This is a genomic window from Brevundimonas sp. KH_058 (assembly GCF_057838505.1).
The window spans coordinates 356,350-371,473 of record NZ_CM174469.1 but is presented as its reverse complement, the minus strand read 5'-3'; the positions used below and the strand labels follow the sequence as shown (position 1 = coordinate 371,473).

Annotated in this window: 14 protein-coding genes; 2 read left to right on the top strand and 12 right to left on the bottom strand. The window is 67.8% G+C overall.

The window, feature by feature from the left end:
* Position 1: 1 nt before the first annotated feature.
* The 5 genes from AC3ISA_RS01720 to AC3ISA_RS01700 form a co-directional block, all read right to left on the bottom strand.
* Complete coding sequence (locus tag AC3ISA_RS01720) at positions 2–457, bottom strand: hypothetical protein (protein WP_489179058.1); 456 nt, start codon at positions 455–457, stop codon at positions 2–4.
* Entirely contained in the window at positions 454–1,002 is a 549-nt protein-coding gene (locus AC3ISA_RS01715) for a hypothetical protein (protein WP_372694855.1), read from the bottom strand. The genes AC3ISA_RS01720 and AC3ISA_RS01715 overlap by 4 nt, the downstream gene beginning before the upstream one ends.
* The gene (locus tag AC3ISA_RS01710; RefSeq protein WP_489179057.1) at positions 999–3,710 is read right to left on the bottom strand and encodes a hypothetical protein; all 2,712 of its coding nucleotides are present in this window, start codon (positions 3,708–3,710) and stop codon (positions 999–1,001) included. The genes AC3ISA_RS01715 and AC3ISA_RS01710 overlap by 4 nt, the downstream gene beginning before the upstream one ends.
* A 2-nt stretch (positions 3,711–3,712) precedes the next feature.
* The gene (locus AC3ISA_RS01705; RefSeq protein WP_489179056.1) at positions 3,713–4,525 is read right to left on the bottom strand and encodes a fimbrial biogenesis chaperone; all 813 of its coding nucleotides are present in this window, start codon (positions 4,523–4,525) and stop codon (positions 3,713–3,715) included.
* A gap of 112 nt (positions 4,526–4,637) precedes the next feature.
* The gene (locus AC3ISA_RS01700) at positions 4,638–5,156 is read right to left on the bottom strand and encodes a DUF4402 domain-containing protein (RefSeq protein ID WP_372694861.1); all 519 of its coding nucleotides are present in this window, start codon (positions 5,154–5,156) and stop codon (positions 4,638–4,640) included.
* A 256-nt stretch (positions 5,157–5,412) separates the two neighbouring features.
* Here AC3ISA_RS01700 and AC3ISA_RS01695 point away from each other — a divergent pair, with 256 nt between their 5' ends.
* Positions 5,413–6,045: a LuxR C-terminal-related transcriptional regulator gene (locus AC3ISA_RS01695; RefSeq protein ID WP_489179055.1), complete on the top strand. Its 633-nt coding sequence runs from the start codon at positions 5,413–5,415 to the stop codon at positions 6,043–6,045.
* A 9-nt stretch (positions 6,046–6,054) separates the two neighbouring features.
* On the opposite strand, the gene AC3ISA_RS01690 is transcribed toward AC3ISA_RS01695, so the two are convergent.
* From AC3ISA_RS01690 to AC3ISA_RS01670, 5 genes are all read right to left on the bottom strand, one after another.
* Positions 6,055–8,247, bottom strand: a complete 2,193-nt coding sequence (locus tag AC3ISA_RS01690) for a GumC family protein (RefSeq protein ID WP_489179054.1) — start codon at positions 8,245–8,247, stop codon at positions 6,055–6,057.
* A gap of 71 nt (positions 8,248–8,318) precedes the next feature.
* Positions 8,319–9,602 carry an outer membrane beta-barrel protein gene (locus AC3ISA_RS01685; RefSeq protein ID WP_489179053.1) on the bottom strand — a complete coding sequence of 428 codons (1,284 nt, stop codon included), beginning with the start codon at positions 9,600–9,602 and terminating at the stop codon, positions 8,319–8,321.
* Positions 9,603–9,620: 18 nt separating this feature from the next.
* A complete protein-coding gene (locus AC3ISA_RS01680) occupies positions 9,621–10,595 on the bottom strand; it encodes an SDR family NAD(P)-dependent oxidoreductase (RefSeq protein WP_489179052.1) in 975 nt (324 codons plus the stop codon).
* Positions 10,595–11,917: a UDP-glucose dehydrogenase family protein gene (locus AC3ISA_RS01675; RefSeq protein ID WP_489179051.1), complete on the bottom strand. Its 1,323-nt coding sequence runs from the start codon at positions 11,915–11,917 to the stop codon at positions 10,595–10,597. The genes AC3ISA_RS01680 and AC3ISA_RS01675 overlap by 1 nt, the downstream gene beginning before the upstream one ends.
* Before the next feature lie 129 nt (positions 11,918–12,046).
* A complete protein-coding gene (locus AC3ISA_RS01670) occupies positions 12,047–12,853 on the bottom strand; it encodes a PhoH family protein (protein WP_489180066.1) in 807 nt (268 codons plus the stop codon).
* Between the two features lie 308 nt (positions 12,854–13,161).
* Here AC3ISA_RS01670 and AC3ISA_RS01665 point away from each other — a divergent pair, with 308 nt between their 5' ends.
* Positions 13,162–13,689 (top strand): gamma carbonic anhydrase family protein, encoded by a 528-nt coding sequence (locus AC3ISA_RS01665; RefSeq protein ID WP_489179050.1) that lies wholly within the window; start codon positions 13,162–13,164, stop codon positions 13,687–13,689.
* Positions 13,690–13,692: 3 nt separating this feature from the next.
* On the opposite strand, the gene AC3ISA_RS01660 is transcribed toward AC3ISA_RS01665, so the two are convergent.
* Both AC3ISA_RS01660 and AC3ISA_RS01655 read right to left on the bottom strand, forming a co-directional pair.
* Positions 13,693–14,631: a bifunctional riboflavin kinase/FAD synthetase gene (locus AC3ISA_RS01660; RefSeq protein WP_489179049.1), complete on the bottom strand. Its 939-nt coding sequence runs from the start codon at positions 14,629–14,631 to the stop codon at positions 13,693–13,695.
* Entirely contained in the window at positions 14,631–15,092 is a 462-nt protein-coding gene (locus AC3ISA_RS01655; protein WP_267514220.1) for a MaoC family dehydratase, read from the bottom strand. The genes AC3ISA_RS01660 and AC3ISA_RS01655 overlap by 1 nt, the downstream gene beginning before the upstream one ends.
* Positions 15,093–15,124 lie beyond the last annotated feature (32 nt).

Here is a 15,124-nt window from a genome sequence, read left to right as displayed (position 1 = left end):
TCTATTCGTAGTCGATGCTGAGGGGCAGGGCGGCGACGGATTCGGACGCGCCATTGGCGGGGCGCAGGCGGCCGGAAACCCGCAGCATGTCGCGGCCGTCCAGGTCCATGTGCGAGGTGCGGGTCACCGACACGTCGCCGGTGTTCTCGCTCCAGATTTGCAGATCCTCGACCAGGGCGACGCCCTCGCTGGAGGTCAGGGTGCGGGGCACGCGGATGCGATAGACCCGGCCGGGATCGCCGGTGACGCGGATCACCGCAGGCGCATTGGGCTGGATGTCGGCGCTGAGCGACAGGGTGGCGACGCGTTGCTCGGGCGAGAGCTGGATCGGGCGGACGGAGACGATGCTGAGGCTACGTTGGATGCTGATCGTGGCGCGCGCCGGTTCCTGCGCCAGCGCGGGTAAGGCGAGGACGAGGAGCGGCACGGAGATAATGAGGACGCGAAGGGGTGTCATGACACCAGTTGAACCGTGACGATGTAGTCGAAGCTGTAGACGCCGCTGGCGGCGTTGGCAGACAGCACGACGTCCATGCCGAGCTTCAGGGTGGCGGTGCTGAGCAGGCCGATGGGGTTGAGGTCGAAGGTCAGGCTGGCCGCCTCCGTCGGGGCCGATCCGGCGCGATAGGTGGCGCCGCTCAAACCGCCGACCCTCAGCCGGGATATGGTCGCGGGGCCGCTGCCGGTGACGGGGGTGATGGTGACGCGGATGTAGCGCAGGGCGCACAGGCCCGACAGGTTCAACAGGCCGCAGTTGATCGACAGGGTCGGCGTCGTCACCGAACCGGATGTCAGCCGAATGGCGTCGCCGCTGGTGCGGGTCACGGCGCCGGCGGTGGAGATGCTGAAGGTCGTCGCAGACGTGCCGCGAATGGTCGTCCCCAGGGTGGGCGCCGTCGCGGGTGATCGGGTAACCGAGGCGTCGGACTGGGCCAAGGCCTGACGTGGTGCTGCGAAAAGCAGGCTCATTGCGATGAGCAGGACGATGGCGATACGGTTCATTGCCGGACCTCGCCTTCGATGCGGACCAGGAAGCGGCCTGCGTCCACGAAGCCACCCTTCGCAGGTACGACAACGCGGGCGCCTTCGACCAGAGAAACCCCCAGGGCGTGGGCCTGATCTCCGTCCAGCCGGACATCATAGACGCCGGGCCGCACGCGTTCGAAAAACAGCACCCCGGCGTGATCGCTGCGGCCGGCGATGGGCGCGCCGGCGCCTTGCGGGACCAGTTCGATGGCCAGGGCGGCGAGGGGACGCGGTTCGCTAGAGCCGCGCACCAGCAGGGCCAGAAGCTGCACCTCGGCGCTGCGCTGCATCGGATAGTCGATCTGCGCCGCCTGACCGGGACGCGGCACGATCTGGATGTCGGTGGGGCCACCGACCAGAAAGGGATCGTCGATCCCTTCGGTCGTCAGGCGAATACGAGCGGTCGGCACGTCGCCCAGGCCGGTGGCGTAGACGCGGCCGTCGGCGTCGGTGGTGACGCCTCCCGCGTTGGTGTCGGCGACGATGCCCGGCACGCCCGGCTCGCCGACCTGGCGCAGGCCGTCGCCGTTCTCGTCCACCCAGGCATTGATCGCGACGGATCCGCCGCCGGCTACGCCGGGTCGCGTCAGCCGATAGCGGTCTCGACCGGGATCGTAACCGAAACCGAAGCCCAGCTGCAGGCCGATCCGCCAGTCCTGCCGACGGGTTTCATAGGCGACGTTCAGGGCGAGGTCGAAACGGGGCGCGCGCCACAGGTGCGAGGCTTGCACAGCCGTGGACGCCTGCGGGCCCAAGGCGCGGATGGCGCCAAAGCGCAAGGCGGCGGTGGGGCTGAGCTGCCAGTCGGCGGTGACATAGGCCGTGTCCAGGCTGGGGTCCGGCGATATCTCATAGGTCAGGCCGGCGCGGGTCTGAAGTCGCGCTGAGATCAGGGTGTTGATATCGAATCCGCCCAGCCATCGGCGGCGATCGGCGCCTACGGTGGTTTCGGCCTCATAGGCGATGTTGCTGGAGGCGTAGTAGCGGCCGATGGGGGCGGAGGCGCGCAGTTCGGCGGTGGTCAGGTTGACGCCGTCGGTGCGAACCAGGCGGCGCGCGTTCAGCGAAATCGGCACGACCAGGCCGCCGGGCGCCGTCCACTGGCCGTCGGCGCGAATGTCGGTGGCGCGTGACAGGGGCGCCTGATCGAGGGCGCCGAGCTGACGCGTCTCGTCGATGAAGCCTGCGCCATATTCGGAGTGCCGGCCGATCAGGGAGACGCCATAGGCGCGCGTGGCCAGGCCGACGGAGACGCCGCGTCCGCCCTGGTCGTCCAGGGCGGCGTCGATCTGGGCGGCGACGGGCCCCAGCGAACTGCGGACGCCGGCCGTGCCGAGGGTGCGGCTGTCGCGCCCTAGAGGTTCATAGCGCGCGGCGCCGGCGCTGAGGGTCAGGCCCGGCGAGAGGCCGTAATCGACGGTGGCGACCAGGCGCAACGCCCCCACATCCTGACCGCCGATGGGATCGCCCACATCGAAGACGGTCAGCCCCTGTTGGACGGCGCTGAGCCGCACGACGAACCGGCCCGGTTCCAACTGACCCGAGCCGAAGTTGATGCGGCGCACGACCTCGCGAATCTGCCCCTGCGAGCCGTAGAAGACCAAGCGGATCGTGTTCAGGCCGAAGGCCAGGGGCACGTCCAGAAACTCGTAGCGCCCCTGGACCGGCGAGGTCTGGGCGCGTTGCAGCACCTCGTTGACATACAGCTCCACCTCTTCGCCCAGGGCCAGTTCGCCGCGCAGATTGAGCGGGGTGGCGAGGTCGAGGTTTTCCAGAGGCGCCGACGAATAATAGACCCCGCGTCCGGCGACGCCGGAGACGCCGATGGGCATTGAGGGGGAGAAGACGTCGCCGATGCTGGCGCGTGTGCCGCCCAGCGGCCCCAGGGCGTGGCCGTAGGGATCCTTGCGCGTCAGGGCGACGCGCACGGCGTTGATCGCGCCCTCGTCGTCAGAACCGACGTAGCCTTCGAAGCCCGCATAAAGCAGGTCGCCGGCCGCGCGCACGTCGTAGCGCCTGGCGTTGTCGACGCCGTCGCGCGCGACCTGACCGCCGATATTGACGTCGAAGGCAGGCGGGCTGGCCAGACGATAAGGGGTGGATTGGCGGACCACATCGTCCTCGGCGTCTATGACACCGGCGGCCGCCTGGCGACGCGCGCGTTCCGCCCGCTGTTCGAACGGCAGGGCGCGCGTGGTGGTCACCGTCAGCATCTGGGCGCTGGTGTCCGCCTTCAGCTTCACCGGCAGCAGCTGTTCGATCAGGTCGGTGCGAAGATAGAGGTCGTCGTCATAGATGGCCGCCTGGTCCGCCCCGAACCGGATCGTGCGTCCGGCGACCTTGGCTTCGCCCGTCGCCAAATCGACGGTGATGCGATTGGACGGATCCAGCACCCATCCCTCGGCACGGCGCTGGGCTGGGAAGACGCCAACGGCGAGGTCGAGCACGCGCGAGAATTCGCCCAGCGGTACAAAGACGCCTGCCCGAGAGGCATAGACGTTCATGGAATCGGTCAGGGCGACGCCGCCGGCGTCCACCTCCATCCACAGCAGGTCGTCGGCGCTGAAGGGCTGGGGATCGGCGGCGATGACCAGATTGCGCACCAGGCTGTCCTGGGCCGTCGCGCTCCAGGCGATGCCCGACGTGGCCAACGCCATCAGAGCCGCGCCGGTGGAGCGCGCCACCGTCACGGAGCGATCAGGGTCGTGGTCGCCAGCACCTGGCCCTTCTCCGCGTCGTCGTCGCGATAGATGATGGTCAGGGTCTGGCCCGGCGCCACGCCTTGCGGCAGGGCGGCGATCACCGTGCGGCGCGCGACTTCGGGATAGACGGCGACGCCGCGCACGGCGGTCAGGGGACGGCGTCCGGCCGCGTCCTCGACGAAGACTTCAACGTCGCCATAGACCGAGCTGGCGCCGTTGCGCACCAGATCCAGCGACAGCAGGGTCTGGGCGCCATCCTTGGTCAGGGTGACGCGGTCGATGCCGGCGCGGGCGTCCACGGCGCCGTCGCGGACGATGACCGGAATGCTGACACTGAACAGGGCCACGACCTGAAGCGTCACGTCGTCACCGCCGGCCGCGGCCTGGTCGACGGTGAAGCCGGCGTTCTCGGGCGGCAGGGCGGTGACGGTCAGGTGGCTGCGGTGCTCGCCGTCGCCGCCGGGGCGGGCGCGCACGCGGATGGCCTGGCTCTCGCGCGGCTGAAGGGTGATGCGGCGCGGCGTGTACTGCACGAGGTCGCGCGCCGAATCGAGCGTCGTCTCGGGATGGTCGGCGGCGGCCACGATCTGGCCGTCCGCCGTCATCACCCGGTCGATCAGTTCGACGGAATAGGTTGCGGGCTGGTCGCCCTGATTGAAGACATAGACCGTGGCGCTGCGTTCTCCGGGGCCGAACACCACCCGCTTGGGCGAGATGTTCAGGTCGGCCCCCACCTGCGCGAACACCGGATCGGCGATCGCGAGGAAGGCGACGGCGGGCAGCAGGTAACGAAACATCTTCACTCCGAGCCAACGCAACGGTGGCGCGAAGCGACGATGATCCTTCAAGCCTTCCGCTTCGTTAAGCGCGGTCCGCTCGGGCGAATCGACCTGGAGCGGATACATGGTCTTAGTTGTAGGCGGCCGAGACGGTGAAGGTGCCGGTATAGGCGCCCGTCGTGGTGGTCGAACCGACGGGGACCGAGCCGCCAACGCTGAAGGCCAGCGAACCGGCTGAGCCCAGGGCGTTGGACAGGGTCTGGCTGGCGGCAGAGCCGGTCAGGCTGTTGGAGGTCGTCACCGTCAGGGTGTCGGACCCGTTCGCCATCGAGAAGGTGGCGGGGATGGTGACCGACACCGACTGACCGCCTTCACCGGCGACCGAAAAGGCCGCGGCGGCAGGCGTATCGCCGGACGTCAGGCCAACCACGCCGCCGGTGACCGAACGCGCGCCGGCCGCGCTGACCACGACCGTGCCGGAGCCCGTGCCGGGACGCACCACTGTGCCGAACTTCAGATCGGCCGTCTTGGTGATGGTCAGGGGGCGGATCACGGTGATCGAACCCGACCCGGTGGCCGAGGATTGGGCCATGGCCGGAGCGGCGACGGCGGTCAGGACGAGGGCGGCGACGGCGATCAGCGTTTTCATCATCAGCTCCAACTGAGTGACGGCGCCGGCTGGGCGTCGTCGTTGGAGAGCCAAATCATCCCGAAACGCAGAGGAGTCCACAAGCCGGACGTGCAAAACGGCCTAAACATAACCAAAGTTATAGCCGGAGAGCGAATTCGTTAGCATGCTGCGTTTACTGGCCTGGGTTGTAAGCCAAACGCGCTGTTAACCTCCTGGGCTGCAATCATGACCTGTGGCGTAGCAACTCAAAGGCATAGCTTGGAGGCGCTAAACGATGCGCTGGACCGTTCTTATCGTCGATGACCATCCCCTGATCGGCCAGGCGCTGGAGCTGTCGATCCGCGCCGCATATGCCCACCTGGACGTGGCGCGCGTGCTGTCGGCCAAGGAGGCCGAAGCCTGCGCCAAGACCCTGGGTGGTCGGATCAAGCTGGTGATGCTGGATCTGCTGTTGCCGGACGCCACGGGATTCGATGCGCTGCTCCGCCTGCAACTGCTGTTGCCCGATGCGGACTTCGTCATGGTGTCGGCGCGGGTTGACGCCCATTCGGTGGCGATGGCGCGGGCGTTCGGCGTGAAGGGCTATTTGTCCAAGGCGGCGCCGGTCGAGACCCTGGTCAACGGCGTGGGGGCCATCATGCGGGGCGAGCAGTTGTTCCCGACCGAAACCGCCGCCGATCCGGTCGCCATCGATTTCCATCGCCGCGTCGCCCGCCTGTCCGCCGCTCAGCTAAGGGTGCTGCGGGCGCTGGCCGAGGGCAAGCTGAACAAGGAGATCGCGGGCGACATGAACCTGACGGAGGGGACGGTGAAACAGCATGTCTCGGCCATCCTGAAGAAGCTGGAGGTCAATAACCGCAGCCAGGCGGTCCTGGCCTCCGCGCCCTTCCTGCGAAACGCGAGCTGAGACCCGGCGTCAGGCGGCGTAGTATTTCCGGTAGGCCTGATAGTCGTAGCCGGCCTGGCCGTAGTCCTGTTTGGCCTGGGCCCTGACGTCCACCTGGGTCAGGGTGACGCCCAGGATGCGTGCGCCGGATTGGTTCAGGATGCGGACGGCGGCGGCGACCGCGCGGGCGGGCGTTGTGCGCCAGCGGGCCAGCAGAAGGACGCTGTCGGCCTTGCCCGCCAGGACGCGCGCGTCGGCCAGGACCAGCACCGGCGCTGTGTCGATGACGATCAGATCGAACGCCTGACGCAGCTCTGTCAGCAGGGCGTCCATGGGCGGGGCGGCGAAGAGATCGTCCGCCGACAGGCCGGCTCCCGACAGCGGCAGGACGTGTGCGCCTGATGCGGGGTCCAATACCAGAAGGTTTCGCCAGGACGCCGCGCCGTGCAGCGCCTCGGCCAGACCCGCATCGGGATCGAGACCCAGCATCCGCGTGACGCCGCGCCGACGCGGGTCGCCGTCGATCAGCAGGACACGTCCGCCAGACCGGGCCGCCACACGCGCCAGGCAGACGGCGGCGGTGGTCTTGCCCTCGCCGGGCAGGGCGGAGGTGACGGCGACGATGCGGCCCGCCGGTTCGCCCACGACGCTGACGATGGGGGTGATCGAGGTGCGCAAGGCTCGAAACGCCTCGGTGAAGACCGACAGCGGCCGTTGCAGCACCAGGTCGATGGGATGCAGGTCGCGGTCTTCCAGGGCGGCGACGGACGAGGCGAGCGGGATCGTACCGATAGGGGCCAGGCCCAGCTTGCGTTCGATGTCTTCGGGGCCGCCCAGGCCGGTCTGCATCGTATTGGCGATGATGACGGCGAACGCGCCCGCGCCGATGCCCAGCACCAGACCCAGCGCGAGGCTGAGCATCAGGTTCGGGGCGCTCTGCGAGGTCGGCGAGGTGGCGCGCGAGACGATACGGGCGTCGGCCTGTTCGACGCCGGTCTGGGCGCTGGTTTCGCGATAGCGGTCCAGGAAGGCGCGGTAGATGGCGCGGGCCGCCTCGGCTTCTCCCTCCAGTTCGCGTAGGCGCACCGAGGCGGCGTTGTTGTCGGCCAAGGTCCCGCGTGCGGTGCTCAGGCTTGACTCGACCGAAGCCGTGCGCTGGCGGGCGACCTGGGCCTGGGCGTCCAGATTGGAGACGACGCGGCGGATCTCGGCCTGGATCTGGGCGTCGATGTCGGCCAGCTCCTGGCGGGCGCGGATCATGTCGGGGTGCAGGGAGCCGTAGCGGACGGACCGGTCGGCGACGCGGGTGCTGATCGCCGCACGTTGGGCGCGCAGGTTCTGGACCACGGGCGAGGTCAGGGCCTCGCCGACATCGTCGCCGTTCGATCCGGCGGCCATCTGGGACCGGGCGGTGCGCAGGCGCGCGTCCTGCTCGGCCTGTTGGGCGCGGGCGGTCGCCAGTTGCTGGTTATAGACCGAGATTTCCTGCTCGGTCAGGGTCGCGCCCTGGGCGCTGAGCAGGCCGTTGTCGATCCGGTAGGTGGAGACGGCGGCGTCGGCGGTCTCGACCTGTCGGCGCAAGTCTTCCAGCCGCTCGCCGAGGAAGGCGTTGGCCTGGCTGTTGGCGTCGAACTTGGCCGTCAGCTGGGACTGGAGGTACCTTTCGGCGAAGGCGTTGGCGATGCGGGCCGCCTTGGTCGGGCTGTTGGAGGTGAAGCCGACCGCCATCGAATAGGTCAGGCCGACGCGTCGCACGGTCAGGCGGCGGCTGACGGCGTCGATGACCTGTTGGCGCTGGATTTCGCGGTCGGGGATCGCGGCGCGGCCGACCCGGTTCGTGAGGGCCGTGAAGGGAGATTTGTGCAGTCGGGCGTTGAACTCGGGATCCTGGGTCAGGTTCAGCGCGTCCACGACCCCGGCGGCGAGTTGAGGCGACTTCAGCACCTCGACCTCGGTGTCGACGATGGCGGCCTCGGCGTCGAGGGCGGACAGGACGGCGGGACCGGCGACGACCTGTTCCTTGCGGGTGTTGATCTGGAGATTGGTGGTGGCGGTATAGACCGGCGTCTGGCCCAGCATCAGGGCGAGGACGATCAGAGCGACGACCGCCGCTACCGCCATGAACAGGCCGGCGCGACGGCGGAAGGCGGCGACGTAGCGTTGGAGGTCGACGTCGTCGTCGGAAGGCATGGTCCCGAAAGCAGGGTCGTTCGTCTGTGTCATCGCGCCATCGAACGGTGATCGTCCGTGTCAGTGGTGCGGCGTCGCCTTCAGGTTGTCAATCTTCGCGCGCCCTAGAACTGGGCGGTCGAGCCGACGTAGAGCCGCGTGGTTCGATAGCTGGGGCCTTGGGCGGCGCCGGACGAGGACTGGTCGAGCCAGGTCAGGCCGGCGGTGAAGCCGTAGCGGCGATTGATCCGATAGATCGCGCTGACGCCGGCGCCGAAGCGCGTGTCGGTGCGCGCCAGGCCGTTGTAGGCGTCGTCGGCATAGGTCGCCTGGGCCGTCAGGATCAGGTTACGCAGCAGCTCGTGATCGACAGTGAGCGACAAGTCGGTGCGCAGGGCGCCGGCCGCGCCGATGACGCCCGTATCCTCGACGGTTCGCGCCGCCGCCGCCGTGACGGTGGTCAGTTGCGTGGGGAACCAGGACAGTTTCGCCCGGCCGCCGAAACCGTGGAGGTCGCCGAACGCGGCATCCTCGACGTCCTGTCGGATATAGCCGGCGGCGATCTCGCCCCGGACCAGGGCGCCCAGTTCGAAATCCACGCCCGCCAGGGTCTGATAGCCGGACGAGGAGCGCAGGGGACGTCCGGCGATGCGGTTGTAGTCGCGGTCGTCACTGGTGACCTGCAGGAAGATCGCCGTGGCAGGGGAGAGGGCATAGTCGGCGCGGCCGGTCAGGGTGAAGACCGTGCGGTCGCGGTCGTCCTGTTCGATCACGGCGCCGGTTTCGCTGAAGCCGTCGCGGTAGTCGTAGCGGTGAACGGCGGCTCGCGCCGAGACGCGCAGGCGTCCCCTGGCCCGTTCGGCGCCGAGATGGGCTGAGGCCAGGTCGAAGGCGACGGGCCGCTGGGTGATCGGATCGACGCCGGCGGCGGTGCGCGCTTCGTGGGCCTTGGCGTAGTCGGCGCCGGCGACGATCTCGGCGCCGCGAACCACGTCCAGGCGGCCGGCGGCGCCCAGGCCCCAGTCGGTGGTGTTTTCGCTGTCGAAGTCGAGGTTACGATCGATGACGGCGCGGCCGTGGGCCTGAAGCGCATGGCGGGACCAGTTGGACCTGGCGACGATCTCGGGTCGGAGGCGGAAAGTCGTGGCGGCCTGGGGCGCGTCGTCACTGGCGAAAACATTGTCGTCTTGGACGACGTCGAGCTGAAGCCGTGGAAAGACGGTGAAGCCGCCGGTGCGGATGCCCAGGGCGTCATAGGCGGGTTGAGGGCGGTCGCGCACGGCGACGGCGCGGTCACGAGCGAACAGGTCCGCCGTGCGATCCTGGGCCGTGCGCAGGGACTGGGCCGAAGCCTCGGACCCGCCGAACAGGGCCAGTGCGGCGGCGGCCGGAAGGATGTCGCGTCGCATCGGCCCCCGCCTTTCGCTTCAACCGTTCTCGTACTGTCGCCACCAGGCGACGAATTTTTCCAGCCCAGCCTTCAGCGGCACCTTGGGCTGATAGCCGCAAAGGGCGTTCAGTTTGGAGATGTCGGCATAGGTGGCTGTCACGTCGCCCGGCTGCATCGGACGCATGACCTTCTTCCCCTCGACGCCCAGGGCGGCTTCCAGTGTTGAGATCATCTCCATTAGGCCGACCGGCTGGCTGTCGCCGATGTTGTAGACCTCATGCACGTTCTGAGCCGGCGGGCGGTCCAGAACGGCGACCACGCCGTCGACGATATCGTCGATATAGGTGAAGTCGCGCGCCATCCGGCCCTCGCCATAGACCTCGATGGGCTCGCCGCGCACGATCTTCTGGGTGAAGCTGAAATAGGCCATGTCGGGCCGGCCCCAGGGGCCATAGACGGTGAAGAAACGCAGGCCGGACTGGGGAAAGCCGTAAAGCTTGGCGTAGCTCTGGCTCATCAGTTCGCACGCGCGTTTGGTCGCGGCGTAGAGCGAAACGGGATTGACCGTCGGGTCATCCTCGCGAAAGCCCAACCCTTCCAGCGACCGGTCGCCATAGACCGAGCTGGACGAGGCATAGACCATGTGGGTCACGCCATTGTGCCGCGCGGCCTCCAGCATCGACAGGTGGCCGGCCAGGTTGGACCGCTCATAGGCGAAGGGATTCTCCAGCGAATACCGAACCCCCGCCTGGGCCGCGAGATGGACGATCCGCTTGACGCCGGCGTCCGCGACAAGGGCGCGCATCTGTTCGTGATCGGCGATGTCGGCGCGGACCATGCGAAAGCCGTCGCGCCCTTCCAGCCGGGCGGCGCGGGCCGCCTTCAGGCGCGGATCATAGTAGTCGTTGAAGACATCGACGCCGATCACCTGTTCGCCACGGTCCAGCAGGCGTTCGGCGACATGCATGCCGATGAAGCCGGCCGCACCGGTGACGAGGATCGGCGTCCCCATCAGCCGCGCCCGATGCCCATGTAGCGGAAGCCGCGGCTCTTCATGTCCTCGGGCCGATAGATGTTGCGCAGATCGACCAGGACCGGCTGCTTCATAAGAAGCTTGATCCGGTCCAGGTCCAGGGCGCGGAACTGGTCCCATTCGGTGACCAGGACGACGGCGTCGGCGCCGACGACGGCATCATAGGCGCTGTCCTTCATCTCGACGTCGGGCAGCAGTTTGGCGGCCTCGTGCATGCCTTCGGGGTCGAAGGCCTGAACCTTGGCGCCGGCGGCGATCAGGGCGGGCGCGATGTCCAGGCTGGGCGCGTCGCGCATGTCGTCTGTGTTCGGCTTGAACGTCAGGCCCAACAGGGCGACGGTCTTGCCCTGGACGCTGGTTCCCAGTGTCGTCGCGACACGGTCGGCCATGGCCTTCTTGCGCGCATCGTTGACCTCGACCGTGGCTTCGATCAGTCGGGTCGGGGCGCCGTACTGCTGGGCGGTGCGGACCAGGGCGATGGTGTCCTTGGGGAAGCACGAACCGCCGTAGCCGGGGCCGGCGTGCAGGAATTTCGAGCCGATCCGCTTGTCCAGGCCGATGCCGCGCGCGACCTGCTGCACGTCGGCGCCGACGGCCTCGCACAGGTCGGCCATCTCGTTGATGAAGGTGATCTTCATCGCCAGGAAGGCGTTGGCGGCGTATTTGATCAGCTCGGACGTGCGGCGGCCGACGAACAGCAGCGGGCTCTCGTTCAGGTTCAGCGGACGATAGAGCTCGCTCATCACCTTCTGGGCGCGCGACCCTGTATCGCCGTCGACGTCGTCGACGCCGATGACGACGCGGTCGGGGCGTTTGAAGTCGCCGATGGCGGCGCCCTCACGCAGGAACTCTGGGTTGGAGACGACGGCGAAGTCGGCGCTCGGATTGGTTTTTCTGATGATGGCCTCGACCTCGTCGCCCGTCCCGACCGGGACGGTGGACTTGGTGACGATGACGGTGAAGCCCTCGATCAGGCCGGCGATCTCCTCAGCGGCGGCGTGGACGTAGGTCAGGTCGGCATGGCCGTCGCCGCGACGCGTCGGCGTGCCCACGGCGATGAAGACGGCGTCCGCTTTACGGATGGCATCGGCGCCGTCCAGGGTGAAGAACAGCCGGCCCTCGCGCACGTTGGCGGCGACCAGATCGTCCAGCCCCGGCTCGAAGATCGGGATCTCGCCCCGCTCCAGCCGTTCGATCTTGGACGGGTCCTTGTCGATGCAGGTGACGACATGGCCGAAGTCGGCGAAACAGGCGCCGGACACCAGGCCCACATAACCCGTCCCAATCATCGCTACGCGCATCGAAATCCCTCATCAGCGGCGAGCCGACCTTTAGCGGGGCGGTGCGCATGGGGACAATGGCTTTTGGTTTCCGGGTGCAACGGACCTGCAGCCGACGCCTCGTAACGCCGGCCGCAGGCAGTGGGGCGGCTAGAGGACGCCGATCATCGAGGCGACCAGAGGGTGGCGGACGATGTCGCGCTCGGCCAGGCGAACCACGGCGATGTCCGGCACGGGTTCCAGCCGTGCGGACACGTCGGACAGGCCCGAGATGCCGGGCAGCAGGTCGGACTGCTGCGGGTCGCCGGTGACCACCATGGTCGAATGCCAGCCCAGGCGGGTCAGCAGCATCTTCAGCTGGACGTAGGTGCAGTTCTGCGCCTCGTCCACGACGATGAAGGCGTTGTTCAGCGTGCGGCCGCGCATATAGCCGATGGGCGCGATCTCGATCAGGCCTTCGGCCATCAGGGCCTTGACCCGCTTCATCGACAGGCGATCCGACAGGGCGTCGTAGAGCGGGCGCAGATAGGGGGCCAGCTTGTCCTCCATGTCGCCGGGCAGGAAGCCGATCGATTCCCCGGCCTCGACGGCGGGACGGCTGAGGACGATGCGACCGACCTTGCCGGCCTCCAGCGCTTCGACGGCCTTGGCGACGGCGAGATAGGTCTTGCCGGTGCCTGCGGGGCCGAGCGCCATGACCAGGTTGTGGTGGTCGATGGCCTCCATCATTTCGATCTGGCCCTCCGACTTCGGCTTCAGGGTCTTGAGGTAGCCCTGTTCCCGGTCGTCGTTTGACGGGCTGGGCGACCAGCCCCCTGAACCTTCGCGATGGCGTTCGTTATGCGGGGCATGGAGCCGGCGAACTTTCGACTCCTCCATGAAGTCGCGCGAATCCAGGATTCCGTGTTCACGCGTTTGACGCTTGGTTGCAGCACGCTTGGTCATGGACGCCTCCAGGGCATGAAAAAAGGCGGACCCGAATGGGCGCCGCCTTGGATGGTCTTGGGGAGGAAAGGGTCACGGCCTGCGCAGCAGGCGCCCGGATCGACAGCAGGGCCGTCTGCAACGGGACAGGCCCGCCGCCGAACAACCGAACCAGGATCCCAACGCGCCACGCGAAAGCCCCGACAATGACCGGATCGGGCTTGATCCGGTTTCGGATCCGGGGCCGAAATGGCGACCCACGAATCGCATCAACAGAATGATGCTATCGTGGTTAGCGATCCGTTAAAGCCCTCATTTTTCAAAGATTAGGTGGTGTACTGATGACCATTTACGCATTGGGCGACAGCAAACCTCAGCTTCCGCCTGAGGGCGAATACTGGGTGGCTCCAAGTGCGTCGGTGATAGGGAATGTGATTCTGCATCCCAACGCCAGCGTCTGGTTCGGCGCCGTGCTGCGCGGGGACAACGATCCCATCACAGTGGGTCATGACAGCAACATCCAGGACGGCAGCGTCTTGCACACCGACATGGGATCGCCCCTGACGCTGGGGCGCGGCGTGACGGTGGGGCACAAGGCCATGCTGCACGGCTGCGAGGTCGGGGATTACAGCCTGATCGGCATCGGGGCGGTGGTGTTGAACGGGGTGAAAATCGGCAAGAACTGCATCATCGGCGCGAACGCCCTGATCACCGAGGGCAAGGTCATTCCCGACAACAGCCTGGTCGTCGGTCAACCCGGCAAGGTGGTGCGTGAACGTGATCCCGCGCACATCGCCGTGCTGCAGATGTCGGCCGAGCACTATGTGCAGAACTGGAAGCGGTTTGCGGCGGAGTTGAGGGCGGTCTGACCCTCAGGTCGCGAGAGCCGCCCGCGCCGCTGCCGCATCCGCGTCGATCTGGGCCTTCAGGGCGTCGAGGCCGTCGAAGGTTTCCTCGCCGCGCAGCCAGGCGATCAACTGGGTATCCAGCGTCTGGCCGTAGAGGTCGCCGTCGAAGTCGAACAGCCAGACCTCCAGCAGCGGGGTCTCCAGCGCATACATGGGGCGCAAACCGAGGCTGGCGACGCCGTTTATGATGCGTCCGTCCGGCAGGCGGCTGCGGGTCGCATAGACGCCGTAGGCGGGGCGCATGTAGTCGTTCAAGGGTATGTTGGCGGTCGGCACGCCGATGGTGCGGCCGCGCTTGTCGCCGTGGATCACCTCGCCCCGGATGGCGAAGGGGCGGCCCAGGATGGCGGCGGCGCGGGCCATGTCCCCGGCCTTCAAGGCCTCGCGCACGGCGCTGGACGACAGTTTCAAGCCATCAGCGTCGTCCAGGCGTTCGGCGACCGAGACGGTGAAGCCCAGCCGTTCGCCATAGGCGCGCAGACCCTCGGGCGAGCCGGACCGGCCCTTGCCGAAGGTGAAGTCGAAACCGACGGCGGCATGGCGGATGCCCAGGCCGTCGGACAGCACACGTTCGGCGAAGGCGGCGTCGGTCATACCGGCCATCTCGGCGTCGAAAGGCAGCAGATACAGGATGTCCACGCCCAGCGGGGCAAGGGCCTCGGCCATCTGGTCGGCGGTCAGCAGACGGAACGGGGCGGCCTCGGGCTGGAACCAGCGTCGCGGATGGGGATCGAAGCTGACGACGCCAAGGGGCGCATCCAGTTGTTCGGCGGCGTGACGGGCACCGGCGATGACGGCCTGGTGGCCGCGATGCACGCCGTCGAAGGCGCCGACGGCGACCGCCGCGCCCTTGAGCGCGTCAGGCAGGCCGCGCCAGTCGCGCCAAATACGCGCAATCTGCATCAACGCTGGGAGGGTTTGCGCCGGCGGGGAACGCGGACGACGGCGACGCCGTCCATGATCATGGTCTCGCCGACGAAGCCTTCGCAGCTGAGCTTGACCCGCGCGCTCTCGGGCTCGACCTCGATCACGGTGATCAGGATGCGAACGACGTCGTCGATGCGCACCGGCTGATGGAAGGCCAGGGTCTGGGAGATGTAGATCGACCCCGCGCCCGGCAGCATGGTGCCGACCACGGCAGAGCCGAACGAGGCGCTGAGCAGGCCGTGGGCGATCCGGCCGCGATAGGCGGTCTTGGACGCGAAGGCCTCGTCCAGGTGGACGGGATTGAAGTCGTCGGACGCCTCGGCGAACAGCCGGATGCGGTCCTCCGTCGCGACCACGATTTTCTCGGCGGCCATGCCGACGTGAAGTTCGTCCAGGATGTAACCACCGGACGGATGCTGTTGAACCAATTCGACCATGGATGAGGCTTTAGCGGCGGTGCGACAAAATG